This is a genomic window from Spirillospora sp. NPDC048823 (assembly GCF_043198445.1).
Classification (GTDB): Bacteria; Actinomycetota; Actinomycetes; order Streptosporangiales; family Streptosporangiaceae; genus Spirillospora.
On the sequence record NZ_JBICUT010000001.1, the window covers coordinates 260,034 to 277,693 of the forward strand.

Here is a 17,660-nt window from a genome sequence, read left to right on the forward strand (position 1 = left end):
CCGCCTGGTTTAGGCTCGGTGCATGACGAACCTCCCCGAGCGCGCCGGATCCCCCGCGACGCCGGAGATGCGCGCCGGCGACGCCGACCGCGAGCGGGTCGCGCAGGTGCTGCGCGACGCGGCGGGCGACGGGCGGCTGACCCTGGCCGAGCTGGACGAGCGGCTGGACGCGGTGTACGCGGCCAAGACGTACGGGGAGCTGGAGCCGATCACCCGGGACCTGCCCGCGCCGGGCGCCTCCCCGCCGCCCGCCCCGCTGTCCGGGGCGCCGGACTGGCGCCCGCTGGAGGGCGCGCCGACGTGGAAGAGCGGCATCGGGATCATGAGCGGGTTCCGGCGGGCGGGCGTGTGGAACGTCCCCCGCAGGTTCCGCGCGTTCGCGTTCTGGGGCGGCGGCAAGATCGACCTGCGGGAGGCGCGGTTCGACGAGCCGGAGACGACGATCCGGGCGCTGGCCGTCATGGGCGGCTTCGAGATCATCGTGCCGGACGACATCACCGTGCACGTCAAGGGGCTCGGGATCATGGGCGGTTTCGACCAGCGGGCGAGCGGACCCGGCGTGCCCGGCGCGCCCACGGTCGTCGTCAAGGGGCTGGCGTTCTGGGGCGGCGTCGGGGTGAAGCGCCGCAGGTCGAGCCGGCAGAAGAAGCGCGACAAGGAACTCAAGGGGCCCGAGACCGACTGACTAGCCGTCGGCGATCCGGTCCAGCCATTCGTTGAGCAGGGCCGCCTCCGGCGCGGACAGGCGCGTCGGCGGGTCGGCGGTCAGGGCGGCGCGCAGGGCCACGGCGTGTGCGGCCGCCGGCGCGGCCGCGTTCTCCTGCCCGCCGGGTGAGACGGTGATCGCGCCGAGGATCGCCTCCCTCGTCCGGACCGACAGCTCGCCGTCGTCCCCGCCGGAGATGATCGCGAAGGTGACGCCGACCCCGGCCGCGTGGATCATCCGGGCGGCGGTGCCGACGGGGACGCGCAGGCGCCCGGCGCGGGCGACGGCGCCGACGAGTCCGAGCAGGATGCCGTGCGCCTCGTCCGCGACGGGCGGCGTGCGGGACGTCCCGTACATCAGCGTGTAGAACGCGGGGTTCGTCCGCCCGTACTCGATGTGCAGGTCCCAGCCGCGGCGCAGGTCGTCGACCGGGTCGCCGGTGCCGTCCTGGGCGCGCTTGCTCGCCAGGTACTCCTCGAACCCGTACGCGGCGACGGCGTCGAACAGGCCGCGCTTGTCGCCGAAGTGGTGGTAGAGGGTCGGCGCCCCGACGCCGGCGGCCGTGCAGACGGCGCGTGTGGAGACCGGCTCGCCGCCGGCCTCGGTGAGCAGCCGGACGGCCGCCCGCAGGATCCGGTCCCGGGTGTCGGGGTCCTTCTGAGCAGTCACAACATCGATGTTACAGAAAATTGCCGAGCATCGCTATGCACAGCGATATAGCGACGCTATGTTGGTTGATGTATCGATGCTATGGACGACACACGAGAGGGAGGCTGCCATGCGCAGCGCGCTTCTGTCCGCACCCGGCAAGCCGCTGGAGATCGTCGAGCGGGAGGTGCCCGAGCCGGGCCCCGGCGAGATCCTGGTCGAGGTCACCGCGTGCGGGATGTGCTACTCGGAGGTCAACCACCTGCGGGGCCACTATCCGTTCGGGACGTTCCCGACCGTCCCCGGGCACGAGATCAGCGGCGTCGTCGCCGCGCTCGGCGAGGGCGTCGCCTGGCCGGAGGTCGGCACGCCGGTCGGCGCCGCGTGGCTGTACGGGTCATGCGGCCACTGCGACCAGTGCGTGCGCGGCGACCAGATCCTGTGCACCGGCGCGCCGAGGCCCGTCACCGGGGTCAACCGCGACGGCGGCTACGCCGAGTACTTCGTCGGCCGCGCCGGGTTCGTCACCCCGCTGCCGGACGGCCTGGACCCGGTGGCGGGCGCGCCGCTGATGTGCGCCGGGATCACCGCGTTCAACGGACTGCGGCAGGCGGGCGCGGTCCCCGGGTCGAAGGTCGCGGTCCTCGGCACCGGCGGCGTCGGGACGCTCGCGGTCCGGTTCGCCGCCGCGATGGGCGCCCGGGTCGCCGTGGTGTCCCGGTCGCGCCGCGCCGAGGACACCGCGAAGGGCTTCGGCGCCGAACTGTTCGTGGCGACCGAGGAGCAGGACCCGGCCGAGGCGCTGCAGAAGTGGGGCGGCGCGGACGTGGTGATGAACACCGCGCCCGACACCGCCACGGGGCTGGCCGCCTTCGGCGGCCTGCGCCCGGACGGCACCCTGCTCTTCCTCGGCTTCGACGCCGCCAACGTGGACGTGCCGCCCCTCGCCCTCGTCGCCAACCGGCTGCGGGTGATGGGAAACCCGTCCGGCTCCCCGCGCGACCTGCGCGACACCCTCGCCTTCGCGGTGGCGCACGGGATCGTCCCCGAGGTCACGCCCGTCACGCTGGACGACGCGCCGCGCGTCCTCGCCGAGATGGACGAGGGCGTCCACCGGAGCCGCGCGGTCATCACGTTCGGGTGAGGCGGCGCTCCTTCCGGAGGACGACGGCCCCCAGCCCCCCGCCGGGCGGCCTCCCCTCCACTACGGACGCCGCTTCGGCCAGGGACGGGCCTGCTCGTAGGCGTGGCAGGCGGCCATGACCAGGGCGTCGGCGTGCCGGGCGCCGACGACCTGGAGGCCGATGGGCAGGCCGCCGGAGGTGAAGCCGCACGGCAGGTTCGCGGCGGGCTGCTGGGTCATGTTGAACGGGTAGGTGAACGGGGTCCAGCTCGTCCAGCGCGGGGACGGAGAACCCGGCGGGACCTCCAGACCCGCCTCGAACGCCGCGATCGGCATCGTCGGGGTGAGCAGCAGGTCGTAGCGCTCGTGGAACAGGCCCATGATGCGGCCCAGCTCCATGCGGCGCGCCGTGGCGGTCAGGTACTCGCTTGCGGAGTAGCGGTCGCCCTGATCGCAGATCTCCCGCAGCCCCGGGTCGAGCCGCGCGCGGGCCTCGGGCGGCAGGTGCTCGACGACCTTCGCGGCGCCCGCGAACCACAGCACCTCGAACTCCTCGACCGGGTCGCCGCCGAGACCGGGGTCGGCCTGCTCGACCTTCGCGCCGAGCTCGGCGAAGAACTCGGCGGCGGCCGCGACCGACGCCGCGACCTCGGGATCGACCTTCGCGAACCCGAGGTCGGGGCTGAACGCGACGCGCAGGCCGGTCAGGTCGTCCAGGCCGCCCTCGCTGAACGGGACGTCCGGCGGCGGAAGCGACGACCAGTCGCGGCCGTCGTGGCCGCAGATCGCGTCGAGCAGCAGCGCCGCGTCCGCGACCGTGTTCGTCATCGGGCCGGTGTGCGCGAGCGTCCCGAACGGGCTCGCCGGGTAGTGCGGGATGCGGCCGTAGGTCGGCTTGATGGTGAAGATGCCGGTGAACGCGGCGGGGATGCGCACCGAGCCGCCGCCGTCGGTGCCGAGGGCGAGCGGCGCCATGCCCGCCGCGACCGCCGCCGCCGCGCCGCCGCTCGACCCGCCCGGTGTGCGGGACGGATCCCACGGGTTGCGGGTGACGCCGGTGAGCGGGTTGTCGGTCACGCCCTTCCACGCGAACTCGGGCGTGGTCGTCTTGCCGACGAACACCGCGCCCTGCTCGCGCAGGCGCGCGACGGACGGGGCGTCCTCGTCCCACGGGCCCGCCGGGTCGATCGTCGTGGAGCCGCGCAGCGTGGGCCAGCCGCGGGTGAGCAGGATGTCCTTGATGGAGACGGGCACGCCGTCCAGCGGGCCGAGTGTCGTGCCGCGCCGCCGCCGGTCGGCCGCCTCGCGGGCCATGGCGAGCGTGGTCTCCTCGTCGACGAGGCAGAACGCGTTGAGCCGGGGGTCGTCCCGCTCGATCCGGGCGAGGACCGCCTCGGCGGCCTCGACCGGGGAGAGCGTCCCGGCCTCGTACTGCTCCAGCAGCTCGGTCGCGGTCAGATCGGCCGCGTCGGTCCCGGTCGCCTCTGTCTTGGTCACGGTCACTGCTACCCCCTCTGTGTCACAGGTGAGCCGACGTAGCCGAGCCGCTTGTCCACGACGTTGTGGAGCCCGCGGCCGGTCGCGTAGCGGTCGAAGTTGCCCGCGAACAGGCGGACGAGCTCGTCCCGCCAGCCGATCACGTCGCCGGACATGTGCGGGGAGACGACGACGTTCGGCATGTCCCACAGCGGCGACGACGCCGGGAGCGGCTCGTCCTCGAAGACGTCGAGCGCCGCGCCCGCGATCCGGCCCGCCCGCAGCGCCGCGACCAGGTCGGCCTCGGCCACCAGCTGCCCGCGCCCCACGTTGATCAGCCGCGCGGACGGCCGCATCCGGTCCAGCGCCGCGGCGTCGATCATGCCGCGGGTATGCGGGGTGAGCGGCGCCGCCAGCACGACGTAGTCGGCCCCGGCGAACGCCTCGTCCAGCCGCTCCACCGGGTGGACGAGCCCGAAATCGGGGTCGCCGTCGCGGGCCGTGCGGCCGGCGCCGGACACCGCCAGGCCGGCGGCGGACAGGCGGCGCGCGATCGCGCGGCCGATCGGCCCGGTGCCGACGACCAGCGCGCGGGCGCCGGTGATCCGCTCGGTCTCGCGGTGCCGCCAGTGCCGCTCGCCCTGCAGCCGGACGGTCGTGTGCAGGTCCTTGGCGAACGTCAGGACCAGCCCGAGGACGTACTCCGCGATCGGCTCGTCGAAGACGCCGCGCGAGTTGGTGACGACCGCGTCGCTCTCGACCAGGCCAGGGAACAGCAGCCGGTCGACGCCCGCGCTCGCGATGTGCACCCAGTCGGGGCCGCCGTCCCGCGGCCACGCCCCGGCGAGGGCGTCGGAGAGGAAATCCCACATGAACAGGACGTCGGCGCCGGGAAGGGCCTCCGCGAGCTCCGGCTCGCGCACGTAGCGGACGCGGGCGCGGCGCTCGACGCCGGCCATGCCGCGCGGCGGGACGTCCCCTACGAGCACCACCACGTCGGGCGGCCCACCGGGTGCGGGCGGAACATGCTCCATCGGCGCCACTTTCAGGGAGTCCGGAGTTTACGTGAAGGGAACTCGGGGAGGCATTGACACGCTAGGATCGGTTCGTAGGATTGTCAACAATCAGCGCGGTGCACCGCGGCCCTGGTCACCGCACTGAGATCTCGTGTGCTGCAAGACCGTCGCAACCTGCCCATGCAAGGCCAGGACGGATCCCAGAGCGCTCTAACGGAAGAGTCCTTCGGGTGGCGACGCTCTCGCCCACCCCTGTTCACGGGGAGGTCCGGCATGCCCAAGCTCATGACCATCACTCTGGAGCACCGCGGCGTCTCATGCGTCGCGGAACTGCTGGAGAAGGACGCGCCGCGCACCTGCGAGGCGGTGTGGAACTCGCTGCCCCTCGGTGGCGACGCCTACCACGCCAAGTACGCGCGCAACGAGGTCTACACGATGGTCGAGCGGTTCTCCGAGGAAGAGGTCGGCCTGGAGAACCCCACCGTCACGCCGATCCCGGGCGACGTCGTCTACTTCTCCTTCGCCGGCGGCATGCTCGACCGGCGTTTCAAGGAGGAGAAGGGCATCCACGCGCTGCCCGGCGTCATCGACCTGGCGATCTTCTACGGGCGCAACAACCTGCTGCTCAACGGAGACGTCGGATGGGTGCCCGGCAACGTGTACGCGACGATCGTCGACGGGCTCGACCGCATGGCCGAGGCCTGCAACGACGTGTGGCGCTCCGGCGGCGTCGGCGAGCGCCTGGTCTATGACCGTGCTGAGTCCTAGAGCGGTGGGCGCGCAGATGACGTTCGACCCAACGCTGGTCGTCGGCCCCGAGCTGCTCGCCCAGCACGGCATCGGCGTGGTCGCGCCTTTCGACTTCGCCCTTGACCGCGAGCTGTGGCGGTGGACGCCCGACGACGTGTCCCTGTTCATGACCCGGCTGCCGTACGTGCCGGTGCCGGTCACCGTCGAGATGGCGTCCGCGCTGTCGGACCAGTCCATCGTCCGGCAGGCCACCCGGGACGTGCTCTCCCCCGAGCCGCTCGCCGTCGCCTACGCCTGCGCGTCGGGGAGCTTCATCGGCGGCAAGGCCGGCGAGATGCGGCTGCACCAGTCGATGACGATGGCCGGCGCACCCGTGTCGACGACGACCTCGGGCGCGCTGGTGGAGTCGCTGCGGCTGCTCGACATCAGCCGTATCGCGGTCGTCACGCCCTACATAGACGCCGTCACCGAACGGCTGGTGTCCTTTCTCGGCGAGTACGGCATCGACGTGGTGTCGTCGGTCGGGATGGGGCTCCTCAGCCACATCTGGAAAGTCGGCTACGGCGAGATCGTGTCGGCGGTGTCGACGGTCGACGCCCCGGAGGCCGAGGCGGTCTTCATCAGCTGCACGAACGTGCCGACCTACGACATCATCGCCCCGCTGGAACAGATGATCGGCAAGCCGGTCCTGACCGCCAACCAGGTCACGATGTGCGCGGCGCTGCGCTCGATGGGCCGCTCCGCGGCCGGTCCCGGGCAGTCGCTCGTACAGCTGGCCCCGTCCACCGCAGCCTGATCGCCGATGATCCGCAAAGGTAGGATTGACGACTCCATGCTTGAGAACGGGTTGCGCGCCGGGTTCCTCTACCCCGGCTACAGCGCTGAGGACGACTACCCCGCCATCGAGCGCGCTCTCGGCGGCGTGAGCCTCCCGGTCGTGCACACGCTGATGCGCGAGGACGCCCACAGGGTCGACGCCCTGCTGGACATCGGCGGCGCCGACGTACTCGGCGACGGCGCCCGCGCGCTGCGCGGCATGGGCGTCCGGTCCGCCGTGTGGGCCTGCACCAGCGGGAGCTTCGTGTTCGGCTGGGACGGTGCCGCGCAGCAGGTCGAGGGCGTCCGCGAGGCCGCGGGCGTCCCCGCGTCCAGCACGTCGTTCGCGTTCGTGAACGCCGCCCGCGCCCTCGGCGTGACGCGGGTCGCGGTCGCGGCGACCTATCCGTCCGACGTCGCGGAGCGGTTCGCCGCGTTCCTCGGCCACGCCGGCATCGAGGTGGTGGCGCTGTCCTGCCGGGGCATCGTCACCGCCGCCGAGGTCGGCACCCTGGGCCGCGAGGAGGTCCTCGCGTTCGTCGCCGCCAACGACCATCCGGACGCCGAGGCGGTGCTGGTGCCCGACACCGCACTGCACACCGTGTCCTGGCTCGACAAGCTGGAGGCACGGGTCGGCAAGCCCGTGCTGACCGCCAACCAGGTGAGCGTGTGGGAGGGGCTGCGGCTCGCGTCCGGTCCCGGGGGACTCTCACCGCGCACCGGGCTGGGCCGGCTGTTCGCCGTGCCCGCCACCGTCCCGCCGGGCGTCTTCGAGCACGAACGAGATACCCGGCAGCTATGAGGAAAGGACCCGCGGCATGGGCCGATTGGGTGAGCTGGAACCCGTCCCCCGCAAGTCGACCGTCGAGATCGTCTCCGACGAGCTGCGCGCGGCGATCATGTACGGGTCGCTGGAACCCGGCGCCCAGCTCGGCGAGGTCGAGCTGGCCGGCCGGCTGGGCATCAGCCGCGGCCCGCTGCGCGAGGCGATGCAGCGGCTCGTCCAGGAGGGACTGCTGGTCAGCGAGCCGCACCGCGGGCTGTTCGTGATCACGCTGGACGAGGGGGACGTCGAGGACGTCTACCTCGCCCGGCTCGCGATCGAGCGGGAGGCCTGCCAGCTGATCATGGAGCGGAACCGCGGTGAGGCCGTCGCCCGGCTCACCGAGGCCCTGGAGGCGCTCATCGACGCCGCGAGCGAACGCGACCGGGTCGCGATGAGCGACGCCGACCAGGCGTTCCACGAGGTGCTGGTCAGCTCGTCCGGCAGCCGGCGGCTGGAGCGGATGGCGCACACCCTGCTGGTGGAGACCCGCATGTGCCTGAACGCGCTGCAGGACACCTACCCGGAACCGTCCGAACTGGTCGAGGAGCACTCGCGGCTGGTCGACGCGATCGGCGACGGCGAGGAGGAGCGGCTGCTGACCCTCATCGAGGAGCACATGACCGACTCCATCGACCGGCTCCGCGTCTCCTAGCCGCGGCATTCGCGGCGGCGCCCCCTCGGCGCTGGACATCCGGGCCGAGGGCCACCTACATTGCAGATTGTCGACAATCTACGAAGGCACCGGAGGGACGACGCATGGCGAAGCTGTCACCCCTGCTCAAGCAGGCCACCCCCGTCCTGGCCGAGCGCGGCGAGGGCGTCTACCTGTACGACACCGACGGCCGCCGGCACCTGGACTTCACCGCGGGCATCGGCGTCACGGGCACCGGCCACTGCCACCCGCGCGTGGTCGAGGCGGCGCAGCGGCAGGTCGGCACGCTGATCCACGGGCAGTACACGACGGTCATGCACGAACCCCTGCTGCGGCTCACCGACGCGCTCGGCGAGGTGCTGCCGTCCGGCCTCGACTCGCTGTTCTTCCTCAACAGCGGCAGCGAGGCCGTCGAGGCGTCCATCCGGCTGGCCCGGCATGCCACCGGCCGGCAGAACATCGTCGTCTTCCACGGCTCGTTCCACGGCCGGACGATGGGAGCCGCCGCGCTGACCACCGCGGGCACCAAGTTCCGCGCCGGGATCGGCCCGCTGATGCCGGGCGCCGCCATCGCGCCGTTCCCGCAGGCGTACCGGTACGGCTGGGACGAGCAGGAGGCCACCCGGTTCGCGCTGCGCGAGCTGGACTACCTGCTCGTCACCGCGAGCCCCGCGTCCGACACGGCGGCGTTCATCGTCGAGCCCGTCCTCGGCGAGGGCGGCTACATCCCCGCACCGGACGGGTTCCTGGAGGGGCTGCGCGAGCGCGCCGACCGGCACGGCATCCTGCTGATCATGGACGAGGTGCAGACCGGGTTCGGCCGGACCGGCCGGTTCTGGGGCCACGAGCACTCCGCCGCGCGTCCCGACGTCCTCATCACCGCCAAGGGCCTGGCCAGCGGGTTCCCGCTGTCGGCGATCGCCGCGCCCACCGAGCTGATGGAGAAGGCCCGTCCCGGCTCGCAGGGCGGCACCTACGGCGGCAACGCCGTCGCCTGCGCCGCCGCGCTCGCCACGCTCCAGGTCATCCAGGACGAGGACCTCGTCGGCAACGCCGCCCGGCAGGGCGCGCGGCTGAACGACGGCCTCCGCAAGGTCGCCGCCGACCACCCGGAGATCGGCGACGTCCGCGGGCTCGGGCTCATGCAGGCCAGCGAGTTCACCACGCCCGGCGGCGAGCCCGACGCGGCCGCCGCGCAGCGGGCGCACCAGGCGGCGACCGAGCGCGGGCTCCTGCTGCTGACCTGCGGCGCGTACGGCAACGTCGTCCGGATGATCCCGCCGCTGATCGTCACCGAGTCGCAGATCGACGACGCCCTCGGCCTCTGGTCGCAGTCCGTCGCGGACGCGGTCGGCTGAGCCGCCTCGGACGCGGAACGGCGCCCGGCGGGAGGATCCGCCGGGCGCCCGTGTTCAGGACTGCGCGACCGCGCCTTCCTTGAGGAGGGTCTCGGCGTCGTCGAAGCCGAGGTCGTCCAGGACGGCGCGGGTCTGGCCGCCGGGGAGGGCGGGGACGCCGTCGGTCTCGGCGGCGGTCCGCGAGAAGCGCGGGGCGGGGGCGGGCTGCGGATGGCCGGCCATCTCGGGGAAGACGTCGCGGGACGTGTTGTACGGGTGTTCGGCGGCCTCGGTCAGGGACAGGACGGGCGCCACGCAGGCGTCGCTGGGGACGAAGATCTCCGTCCATTCGTCGCGGGTCTTCGTGCGGAAGACGGCGGCGAAGCGGTCGCGGAGGGCGGGCCAGCCGGACTGGTCGTGCTGGGCGGGGAGGTCCTCGCCTTCGAGGCCGATGAGGCGGAGGAACTCGGCGTAGAACTGGGACTCGATCGCGCCGACGGCCATGTGGCGGCCGTCGGAGGTCTCGTACACGTCGTACCAGGGCGCGCCGGTGTCGAGCATGTTGACGCCGCGGCGGTCCTCCCACATGCCGCCCCGGAGGAAGCCGTGGATGAAGGTGGACAGGTGCGCGGCGCCGTCCACGATGGCGGTGTCGACGACCTGGCCGCGTCCGCTGGTCTTGGACTCCAGCAGGGCGGACAGGACGCCGACGACGAGGTACATGCTGCCGCCGGCGAAGTCGCCGAGGAGGTTCATCGGGACCTGCGGCGGGCCGCCGGCGCGGCCGATGGCGTGCAGGGTGCCGGTGATGGCGATGTAGCCGACGTCGTGGCCGGCCGTCTGGGAGAGGGGGCCCTCCTGGCCCCAGCCGGTCATCCGGCCGTAGACGAGTTTCGGGTTGCGGGCGAGGCAGTCGTCCGGGCCGAGGCCGAGGCGCTCGGTGACGCCGGGCCGGAACCCTTCGAGGAGGACGTCGGACTTCTCGACCAGGCGGAGGACGACCTCCTTGCCCTTCTCGCTCTTGAGGTCGATCGCGATCGAGCGCTTGCCGCGGTTGCTGAAGTCGGTGCCGCCGGTCGCCTGGCCCGCCCTGACCGCGGAGGCGCGGTCGACGCGGATCACATCGGCGCCGAGGTCGGCGAGCAGCATCGCGGCGAACGGCCCCGGCCCGATCCCGGCCAGCTCGATCACCCGTACTCCGGACAGCGGCCCCTGGCCCATGTGCGGCTCCCTGAATCTCGTTCGGTGACCCTAGTGTGCACGATGAGCGTAAGCGCATGCTGACCCGGCCCGCCGCTATCGGGCGGTGAGTTCCACAGGGGTGTCCTTCGAGCCGGTGGCGATGAGGAGACGCTTCCTCGTGGTGGGGCGGCGGACGCCCTCCGCGTGGGGGACGAGGCCGCGCCCGGCGGCGGCCAGGTAGTACCGGCGGCCGGACGGGGACCGCCACCAGGTTCCGCTCACCGGGCGGCGGGCGTCGCACAGGCCCGTCGCCCGGTCCTGCGCGGCGAGCAGCGCGGCGCGGGCGGTGGTGGCGCCGCCGGGGTGGGTCAGCCGGGTGCAGACCCAGTCGGCGGGCTTCCCGCCGTGCGGCAGTCTGCCGGACCAGAAGTTCCACGCCATCGCCTCGGAGACCGGGCGGTCCGGCCGGGGCGTCAGGCAGGCCACGCGGTCCCAGAGATCCCGGGCCTTCTCGCCCAGGCGGGCCGGCGGGCCCGCCCGGCCCGGCCGGTAGGCGGGCGAGTGGTAGGTGAGGACGGTGGCGCGCGGGCCGCCCAGGTCGCCGACCGTCCTCGCCCCGAGGTGGAAGAGCGGGCCGCGGCCGCAGCCGGAGCGGGCGCGGGTGGGTGCGGTCACACCGTCCGAGGTCGCGAGGCGGTCCCCGGTGAAGGTCTCGGGGCGGGTGTCCCAGGGGGCGAGAAGGTAGCGTCCGCCGCCGAGCGCGATCGGGGCGGACGGGTCCTGCCCGGCTTCGAGGACCGTGAGGGCGCCGCCGGGCGTGTAGCGGGCCAGCCGGCCGCCGTGCCGCATCAGGGCGACGGGCGTGCCGCCGACGTGGCCCGCGTAGAGGAGCTGTGCGGTGCCGCCCGGGCGGCGCCCGGCCGGCGCGGCCGCCCAGGCGCCGGCGGCCCGTCCGGTGAACGCTCGGTCGCGGGCCAGGTCGCCGCGGGCCGGCCAGGCGTCGAGGGTGCGGGCGCCGCGCGTCCAGGCCTCGGGGGCGGCCGAGACGAGCCGCGGGCCGGGCGCCCGGGGGTCGCCGCGCTCCGTCATGACCAGCGCGCCGACCAGCGCGGCGGTGAGGACGGCGGCGGTGGCGAGCGGCAGTACCGAGCGGTTGCGGACGGGACGCAGCAGCGCGGGCTCGAACCGCACGGGGCGCCGGACGGCCGGCGGGGCGACCGCGTCCGCCGCACGGATCACCGGCCACGGATCGCGGACGCGCAGCTCGACGAGCTGGTCGTGGACCGCGTACCGGGGCAGGCCCTCGACGTGGCGCAGGACGTAGGCGACGCGGACATGCGGGTGGAGCTTCGCCAGGACCGCGGTGAGCGCCGGGTCGGGCGGCCGCGCGGGCAGCGCGCGCAGCCACGGGCCGAGCCCGATCTGCAGCCGGCGGGAGGGGCGCAGCGCCCGGCGGAGCACCCGGGTGCGGCGGCGGGCGAGCCCGGCGGGCGAGCGGTCGCGGACGCCGCGCGCGGTGGTGTCCACGATCCGGCGCGCGATCGCCAGCCGGTAGCCGCGCTTTCCCGTGCCGGGAAGAACGAAATATGCCAGCCGGACAAGGTCGCCATAAGCCGATTTCGAGATCGGCGATTCCGTCCGCGTATTCGTCAGGACATCTTCCGTCACGGCGGGCCACTCCCTCTGGGCCGTTCTCTCGTCGCGAACCCCGAGGTTAAGCCGCATCCCGGCGGGAGCGGGGCGAAGTTGGAACAACGATTAATCAGCCGATTGGAAATGTCCCCCTATTTCCATACAGGAGGCGGCGCGGGGCGGGAGGCCGCGGCCGTCGGCCGAGACCACCCGCGACCGATTCCTCCCCGTACTACGCTGTTGACCTCCGGGGGAACCTCCCCGGACCGCAGGACATCGAATGATCGCGCCCCCCGCCGCGACCCGGACGAGCAACGGAGAAGGATCCCCCCACCCATGACCGAGGACGTCCCCGGCTACCGGGTGCTGGAGCAGGTCGGCGAGGGCGGCTTCAGCGTCGTCTACCGCGCCCACCAGGAGCACCTCGACCGGATGGTCGCACTGAAGGTCCTGTCGATCGCCTCGGTCGACGACGCGGCGATGCGGCGCTTCCAGCGGGAGAGCAAGATCACCGGCCGGCTGTCCGGCCACCCCAACATCGTGACCGTGCTGGACACCGGCATCACCCGTTCCGGACGTCCCTACATCGCGATGGAGTACTTCGAGCACGGCGCGCTCACCGACCGGCTCGCGCGGGAGGGGCCGCTGCCGTTCGAGGACGTGCTGCGCATCGGGGTGAAGATGGCGGGCGCGCTCGCCGCCACCCACGAGACCGACGTCCTGCACCGCGACGTCAAGCCGCAGAACGTGCTGCTGTCGCGGTACGGGGAGCCGGCGCTCGCCGACTTCGGCATCGCCCGCCTGGTCGACTCCTTCGACGCGACGCACACCCAGGCGTTCACCCCGCACCACGCGGCGCCCGAGCTGCTGGAGGGCCGGACGCCCGGCGTCGGCGCCGACATCTACTCGCTCGGCTCGACGCTGTACCAGCTGCTGGCCGGGCAGCCCGCCTTCAAGGGCCCGGCCGGCGAGGGCATCGCGCTGCTGATGCTGCGGATCCTGAACGAGCCGCCGCCGCCGATCCCCCGGCCGGACGTCCCGCAGCAGGTCTCCGGCGTCATCGGGCGCGCGATGGCCAAGACCCCCGAGATGCGGTTCGCGACCGCCGTGGAGTTCGCGGAGACGCTCCAGCGCGTGCAAGCCGAGCTGGGGCTGCCCGTCACGGACGTGGCGCACAGCAGCGGCTCGGTCCGGCCCGTCCCGCGGGCCGACGGCGGCGCCGGCTCGCCGTCCTCGGGCCACTCGTCCTCGGGGCACTCGTCGTCCGGTTCCCTGCCGGGGCCGCGGATGTCGTTCCCCGACGCCTCCGGTCCGCCGCGCGTCCCGGAGTGGGCACCGACCGCCCAGGCGCCGCCCGCGCCGGTCTCGCCGGCCGTCGCGCCGCCGTCGCCGTGGCATCCGGACGCGCTCCCGCCGCGGACACCGGACGCCCTCCTCCCGCAGGACGGCCCGCGGCCGCAGCAGCCGCCCGCCGCCCCGGACGCCGCCACCTGGGGGGCGGCCCGGACGCCGGCCGGCGCGCCACCGCAGGCCGGCGACCCGCGGGCGAGCGGCTCGCACACCACCCCGCACACGAACCCGTACCGGCTCACCCATGACCGGCCGGACGACGGGCCGCGCCGCGGCCTCATCGTCGCCGCGGGCGTCGCGCTCGTCGGCGGGCTGGCGCTCGGCATCGGGGCACTCGCCCTGACCCGCGGAGGGGACGACGGCCGGCAGGACGCGGGGGCGGCCGTGGCCTCCACACCGGCGCCGCAGGGGCAGGCCACGGGCGTCCCGCCGGAGCCCATCACGTCCGCGCAACTGGCCGCCACGCGCCCGCGCAAGCTCGCCGCCAAGCCGGTCGGCCGCACCGCCGCGCTCGCCTGGGTGCTCCCGCCCGCCGCGGCGGACCTGCCGCTGCTCATCCAGCGGCACCCCGCCGGCGCGGAGCCGCTCATCACCGTCAGGGCCGGGTCCCGCGCGGCGACCGTGCCGGGCCTGCGGCCGGGCACCCGCTACTGCTTCAAGGTCGGCGCGGTGCTGCGCCTCAACCCGGGCCAGGCACCGGACGTGTCGTGGTCGGCGCCCACCTGCATCCCCAAGAACAAGAAGAAGCGGGGCTAGCGGAGGCCCACCGGCGGGCTAGAAGCTCGGGCTAGAAGCTGTTGGACGGCTCGCACTTCCAGATCGACGGCCCGACGAAGCTCTTCCAGCTGCCGGGCGTGGAGATCAGGTAGGCGGGCACGTAGCCGCGCTTCCCCTTCCACGTGATGTTGGTGTACATGTCGCCGCTGAGGTTGGGGTCGCTGGAGTGCTCGAACCGGAGGCCCTGCTCCTGGCAGTTGACGGTGACCTGCTCGCCGTTGTTGTCGTTCATGGTGGCGACGACGGTGCTGCTGGTGCTGGCAGTGGCCCTGATGTAGGCGTTGGAGTTGCCGTTCATGCGCACGGCGTAGGTGCTGGTGGGGCCGGTCAGTTTGGCGTTGATCGTCGTGCCCGAGCCGGTTCCCGCGCCGTTGGCGGCCGCGACGGTGAAGGTGTAGTTCCCGTTCGACCACACGTCGCCGAGCGTCGCGGACGTGGCCGAGACCGTCTTGCTCCCCGAGACCGGGCCGCTCCACGTGAGCTTGTAGGAGGCGGAGCCGCCGCCGGGCGGGGCCGTCCAGGAGACCTTCGCCCCGGACTTCGTCGCCTGCGCCTTGAGGCCCGTCGGCGCGCCCGGCGTCACGCAGGGGCGGACGGGGTCGCTGGCGGTCGACAGCACTTCACGCGTCCTGCCGTTGGCGTCCTTGTACCGCACCGCGACGCGGAAGCGGTACTCCTGCCCGCAGTCGCCGCCCGTCACGGTGAACGTGAAGGGACCCGCGCCGGGGCCGATCGCGGACGGGGCGGCCGACAGTCCGGCCGGGACGTCCTTCAGCGCGTATCCGACGATCCCCTCACCCTGCGACGGCTGGAAGCCGATCCGCATGGTGCCGGCGCCGGGCGTGACCGACACGTTGGCCGGCGCGGTCGGCGGGTCACCGGGGCGCGGCGGTGAGGCCGGCCGGTTCGTCGGGGGCGTCAGCGGCGGGGACGACGGGTTCCTGCGGGCCGGCGGCGGGGCGTCCCCGTCGCCGGGCAGCGGGATCGTCCGGCGCTTCGGGCCGCCCGCGACCCTGTCCTTGTACTTGTTGATGCCCTTCTGCACGCCCTGCCGGTCGATCACGACGGCGCGGGGACCGGCCGGGTCGTTCGCCCAGATCATCCCGTCCTTGACGAAGACGTCGAGCGTGGACCGCGGGTTCGTCACCGGGATCGGCTTCTCGAACCGGTTGGCCGCCGAGTTGTACACGATCAGGGCGCCGGCGGTCTCGTCCGGGATGTAGACGTTCGCGCCGAGCATCTGCGGCGGCCGGTACCGGTGCTTCGGCATCGGCAGCCGGGTGCTGGAGTACCGCCCGGTGTCGGTGTCGACGGTCACCAGGGATCCGGTGCCGGGCACCAGCAGCGGAACGGTCTTGCCGTCGGTGTGCGCGGGGGCCAGCACGCCGCCGCGGCCGGCCTGCCGCACGGTCGTCGGCAGGCTGATCTTGAGCGGGGACCCGGACGAGGTGACGACCGTGGCGGTGGAGGAGGTGGAGTCGGTGACGACCGGGGCGCCGGCCGCGATGGTCAGCGCCAGGTCGTCGCCCGGCTCACCGACGCGGACGGGCGGCTGGACCTCGCCGTCCTTGAACGCCGCGACCTCGCCCTTCTGCGACACCGGGACCCAGAGGGCGCCCTTGCCGTCGATCCCGGCCTGGCCGAGGACCGGCGGCAGGTCGGCGGCCGCGCCGACGGGGGTCAGGCCGACGGGGTCGATCTGCTGCACGACGCCCTTGACCGAGTCGACCGTGTACGCCTTCCCGGCGCCGGCGAGGACCTGGATGCCCTTGCCGAGCGAGCGGCTCTGGCCGATGCTCAGCTGGGACGGGTCGAGCCGGCTGACGACGCCCGTGTCCAGGTCGATGATCAGGATCGTGGCGCCGTCCTGGACGATCTTGATGTTGTGGCCGCGCATCTGCGGGATCACGCCGGCCTTGCCGTCCACCTTGGCGGCGGGGCCGTTGACGTGCACGACGGCGCCCTTGCTCTTCGCGGACAGCCAGGCGCCGACGTCGGCGAGGCGGTACTGGGCGCTCGCGACTCCCACCCCGTACACGGCGGCGGCGATGACGAGCACGCCGACGAGGCCGACCGCGACCTGCCCCGTCAGTCGGTCACGTCGGATCCAGCTCAGGCCAGCAACCCGCACGACTACGATCACCTTCCCCCGGTTCGAGGAGCACCGTAGTGGGTTCCGACCCGAGTTGCCGGTGTTTTCCCGGATAAAGAATGGTGGTCAGCTGTCGCCAATGGCGTCAGTGAATGTCGGGACTGTAATATTACGTCCGGTAATGATCACTATAAGGCGGCCGGTGACCTCGATCTTCCCGGCGAGGACGGCGGCGACGCCGGCCGCGCCCGCCCCCTCGGCGACCAGCCCGTGCTCGCCGAACAGCCACCGCATCGCCGTCCGGATCCGGTCATCGGTCACGGTGGTCAGCTCGGCGGTCCGGCCGATCACCTCCGGTGTGACGCTGCCGGCCTCCAGGTTGCCGGGAAGGCCGTCGGCGAACGTCTCACCGACCTCGACCCCGACGACCCGCCCGGCCGCCACCGACGCGGACACGCCGCGCGACACCGCCGACTCCACGCCGACGATCCGCACGTCCCCGCGTTCGCGCGCCCACAGGCACAGCCCGGCGAGGAGACCGCCGCCGCCGACCGGCGCGACGACCGTGAGCGGGCCGTCCGCCTGCCGGTCGAGTTCCCGCCCGATGGTGCCCTGCCCCGCGATGACCGCCGGGTCGTTGTACGGCGAGACGTAGTGACCGGGCAGGGTCATCGCGTGCGCCTCGGCCTCGTCGTAGGTCGTCCCGTGCTGGACGAGCCGCACCGGATACGCCCCGATCTTGTCGACCTTCACCGGGGACGCCCGGGTCGACACGACCACGGTGACGTCCGCGCCGGACCGGGCCGCCGCGTAGCCCATGCCGAGCCCGTGGTTGCCCGCGCTCGCCGTGACGGCGGGCTCCCCCGCGGGAAGCGCCGCGACGGCCGCGAGCGCGCCGCGCACCTTGAACGCGCCGGTCGGCTGGAAGGTCTCCAGTTTCAGCAGGGCGCCGGGGGCCAGGCCGGACGGCACCAGCGGCGTCGGCTCGAGCTCGGCGGAGACGGCCCGCCAGGCGCGGTCCAGGTCGCCGGGGCCGGGCGGGCGGACGGCGCGGACCGTCACGGGCGTTCCCCGGGCGCGTCGTCCAGCCGTTCGTGGAGGCGCTGCCTGATCTCCTCGGGCGTGTAGGCCCGGCGGCGCCGCTCCGCCCGGACGATCACCGCCCCGGTCGCGGCGACGCCGAGGAACCCGGCGATGCCCAGCGCCTTCCAGATGCCCAGTGCTTTCCAGACGCCCAGTGCTTTCCAGACGCCCAGCGGCTTCGTCCATCGCATGCG

General features: G+C 73.6%; 16 protein-coding genes. 8 read left to right on the plus strand and 8 right to left on the minus strand.

The window, feature by feature from the left end:
• Nucleotides 1–22 precede the first annotated feature (22 nt).
• Nucleotides 23–685 (plus strand): DUF1707 domain-containing protein, encoded by a 663-nt coding sequence (locus ACGFK0_RS01015; protein ID WP_392898195.1) that lies wholly within the window; start codon nucleotides 23–25, stop codon nucleotides 683–685.
• Here ACGFK0_RS01015 and ACGFK0_RS01020 read toward each other — a convergent pair whose 3' ends face one another.
• Nucleotides 686–1,375 (minus strand): TetR/AcrR family transcriptional regulator, encoded by a 690-nt coding sequence (locus ACGFK0_RS01020; protein WP_392898197.1) that lies wholly within the window; start codon nucleotides 1,373–1,375, stop codon nucleotides 686–688.
• Between the two features lie 109 nt (nucleotides 1,376–1,484).
• Here ACGFK0_RS01020 and ACGFK0_RS01025 point away from each other — a divergent pair, with 109 nt between their 5' ends.
• Nucleotides 1,485–2,498 (plus strand): alcohol dehydrogenase catalytic domain-containing protein, encoded by a 1,014-nt coding sequence (locus ACGFK0_RS01025; protein WP_392898200.1) that lies wholly within the window; start codon nucleotides 1,485–1,487, stop codon nucleotides 2,496–2,498.
• 60 nt (nucleotides 2,499–2,558) lie between these two features.
• On the opposite strand, the gene ACGFK0_RS01030 is transcribed toward ACGFK0_RS01025, so the two are convergent.
• Both ACGFK0_RS01030 and ACGFK0_RS01035 read right to left on the minus strand, forming a co-directional pair.
• A complete protein-coding gene (locus ACGFK0_RS01030) occupies nucleotides 2,559–3,980 on the minus strand; it encodes an amidase (RefSeq protein ID WP_392898202.1) in 1,422 nt (473 codons plus the stop codon).
• A gap of 2 nt (nucleotides 3,981–3,982) precedes the next feature.
• Entirely contained in the window at nucleotides 3,983–4,987 is a 1,005-nt protein-coding gene (locus ACGFK0_RS01035; protein ID WP_392898205.1) for a D-2-hydroxyacid dehydrogenase, read from the minus strand.
• 267 nt (nucleotides 4,988–5,254) lie between these two features.
• On the opposite strand from ACGFK0_RS01035, the gene ACGFK0_RS01040 reads away from it, so the two are divergent.
• The 5 genes from ACGFK0_RS01040 (at nucleotide 5,255) to ACGFK0_RS01060 (ending at nucleotide 9,371) form a co-directional block, all read left to right on the plus strand.
• Nucleotides 5,255–5,737, plus strand: coding sequence for a DUF3830 family protein (locus tag ACGFK0_RS01040; RefSeq protein ID WP_392899565.1), 483 nt, complete (start codon nucleotides 5,255–5,257; stop codon nucleotides 5,735–5,737).
• A gap of 16 nt (nucleotides 5,738–5,753) precedes the next feature.
• On the plus strand, nucleotides 5,754–6,515 hold the full coding sequence (locus ACGFK0_RS01045) for an Asp/Glu racemase (RefSeq protein ID WP_392898208.1): 762 nt from the start codon (nucleotides 5,754–5,756) through the stop codon (nucleotides 6,513–6,515).
• 36 nt (nucleotides 6,516–6,551) lie between these two features.
• Nucleotides 6,552–7,337, plus strand: a complete 786-nt coding sequence (locus ACGFK0_RS01050) for a maleate cis-trans isomerase (RefSeq protein WP_392898211.1) — start codon at nucleotides 6,552–6,554, stop codon at nucleotides 7,335–7,337.
• Between the two features lie 16 nt (nucleotides 7,338–7,353).
• Nucleotides 7,354–8,013 (plus strand): GntR family transcriptional regulator, encoded by a 660-nt coding sequence (locus ACGFK0_RS01055; RefSeq protein WP_392898214.1) that lies wholly within the window; start codon nucleotides 7,354–7,356, stop codon nucleotides 8,011–8,013.
• A gap of 104 nt (nucleotides 8,014–8,117) precedes the next feature.
• Nucleotides 8,118–9,371: an aspartate aminotransferase family protein gene (locus ACGFK0_RS01060; RefSeq protein ID WP_392898217.1), complete on the plus strand. Its 1,254-nt coding sequence runs from the start codon at nucleotides 8,118–8,120 to the stop codon at nucleotides 9,369–9,371.
• Between the two features lie 54 nt (nucleotides 9,372–9,425).
• Here the strand turns inward: ACGFK0_RS01060 and ACGFK0_RS01065 are convergent, their stop codons facing one another.
• Together ACGFK0_RS01065 and ACGFK0_RS01070 are read right to left on the minus strand one after the other, a co-directional pair.
• Nucleotides 9,426–10,571, minus strand: a complete 1,146-nt coding sequence (locus tag ACGFK0_RS01065) for a CaiB/BaiF CoA transferase family protein (protein WP_392898219.1) — start codon at nucleotides 10,569–10,571, stop codon at nucleotides 9,426–9,428.
• A gap of 75 nt (nucleotides 10,572–10,646) precedes the next feature.
• On the minus strand, nucleotides 10,647–12,200 hold the full coding sequence (locus tag ACGFK0_RS01070; RefSeq protein ID WP_392898222.1) for a hypothetical protein: 1,554 nt from the start codon (nucleotides 12,198–12,200) through the stop codon (nucleotides 10,647–10,649).
• Nucleotides 12,201–12,500: 300 nt separating this feature from the next.
• On the opposite strand from ACGFK0_RS01070, the gene ACGFK0_RS01075 reads away from it, so the two are divergent.
• Nucleotides 12,501–14,270, plus strand: coding sequence for a protein kinase (locus ACGFK0_RS01075; protein ID WP_392898225.1), 1,770 nt, complete (start codon nucleotides 12,501–12,503; stop codon nucleotides 14,268–14,270).
• A gap of 31 nt (nucleotides 14,271–14,301) precedes the next feature.
• Here ACGFK0_RS01075 and ACGFK0_RS01080 read toward each other — a convergent pair whose 3' ends face one another.
• From ACGFK0_RS01080 to ACGFK0_RS01090, 3 genes are all read right to left on the minus strand, one after another.
• Nucleotides 14,302–16,422, minus strand: a complete 2,121-nt coding sequence (locus ACGFK0_RS01080) for a fibronectin type III domain-containing protein (protein WP_392898228.1) — start codon at nucleotides 16,420–16,422, stop codon at nucleotides 14,302–14,304.
• Between the two features lie 87 nt (nucleotides 16,423–16,509).
• Nucleotides 16,510–17,445: a threonine/serine dehydratase gene (locus tag ACGFK0_RS01085; RefSeq protein WP_392898231.1), complete on the minus strand. Its 936-nt coding sequence runs from the start codon at nucleotides 17,443–17,445 to the stop codon at nucleotides 16,510–16,512.
• Complete coding sequence (locus tag ACGFK0_RS01090; RefSeq protein ID WP_392898234.1) at nucleotides 17,442–17,657, minus strand: hypothetical protein; 216 nt, start codon at nucleotides 17,655–17,657, stop codon at nucleotides 17,442–17,444. The genes ACGFK0_RS01085 and ACGFK0_RS01090 overlap by 4 nt, the downstream gene beginning before the upstream one ends.
• Nucleotides 17,658–17,660 lie beyond the last annotated feature (3 nt).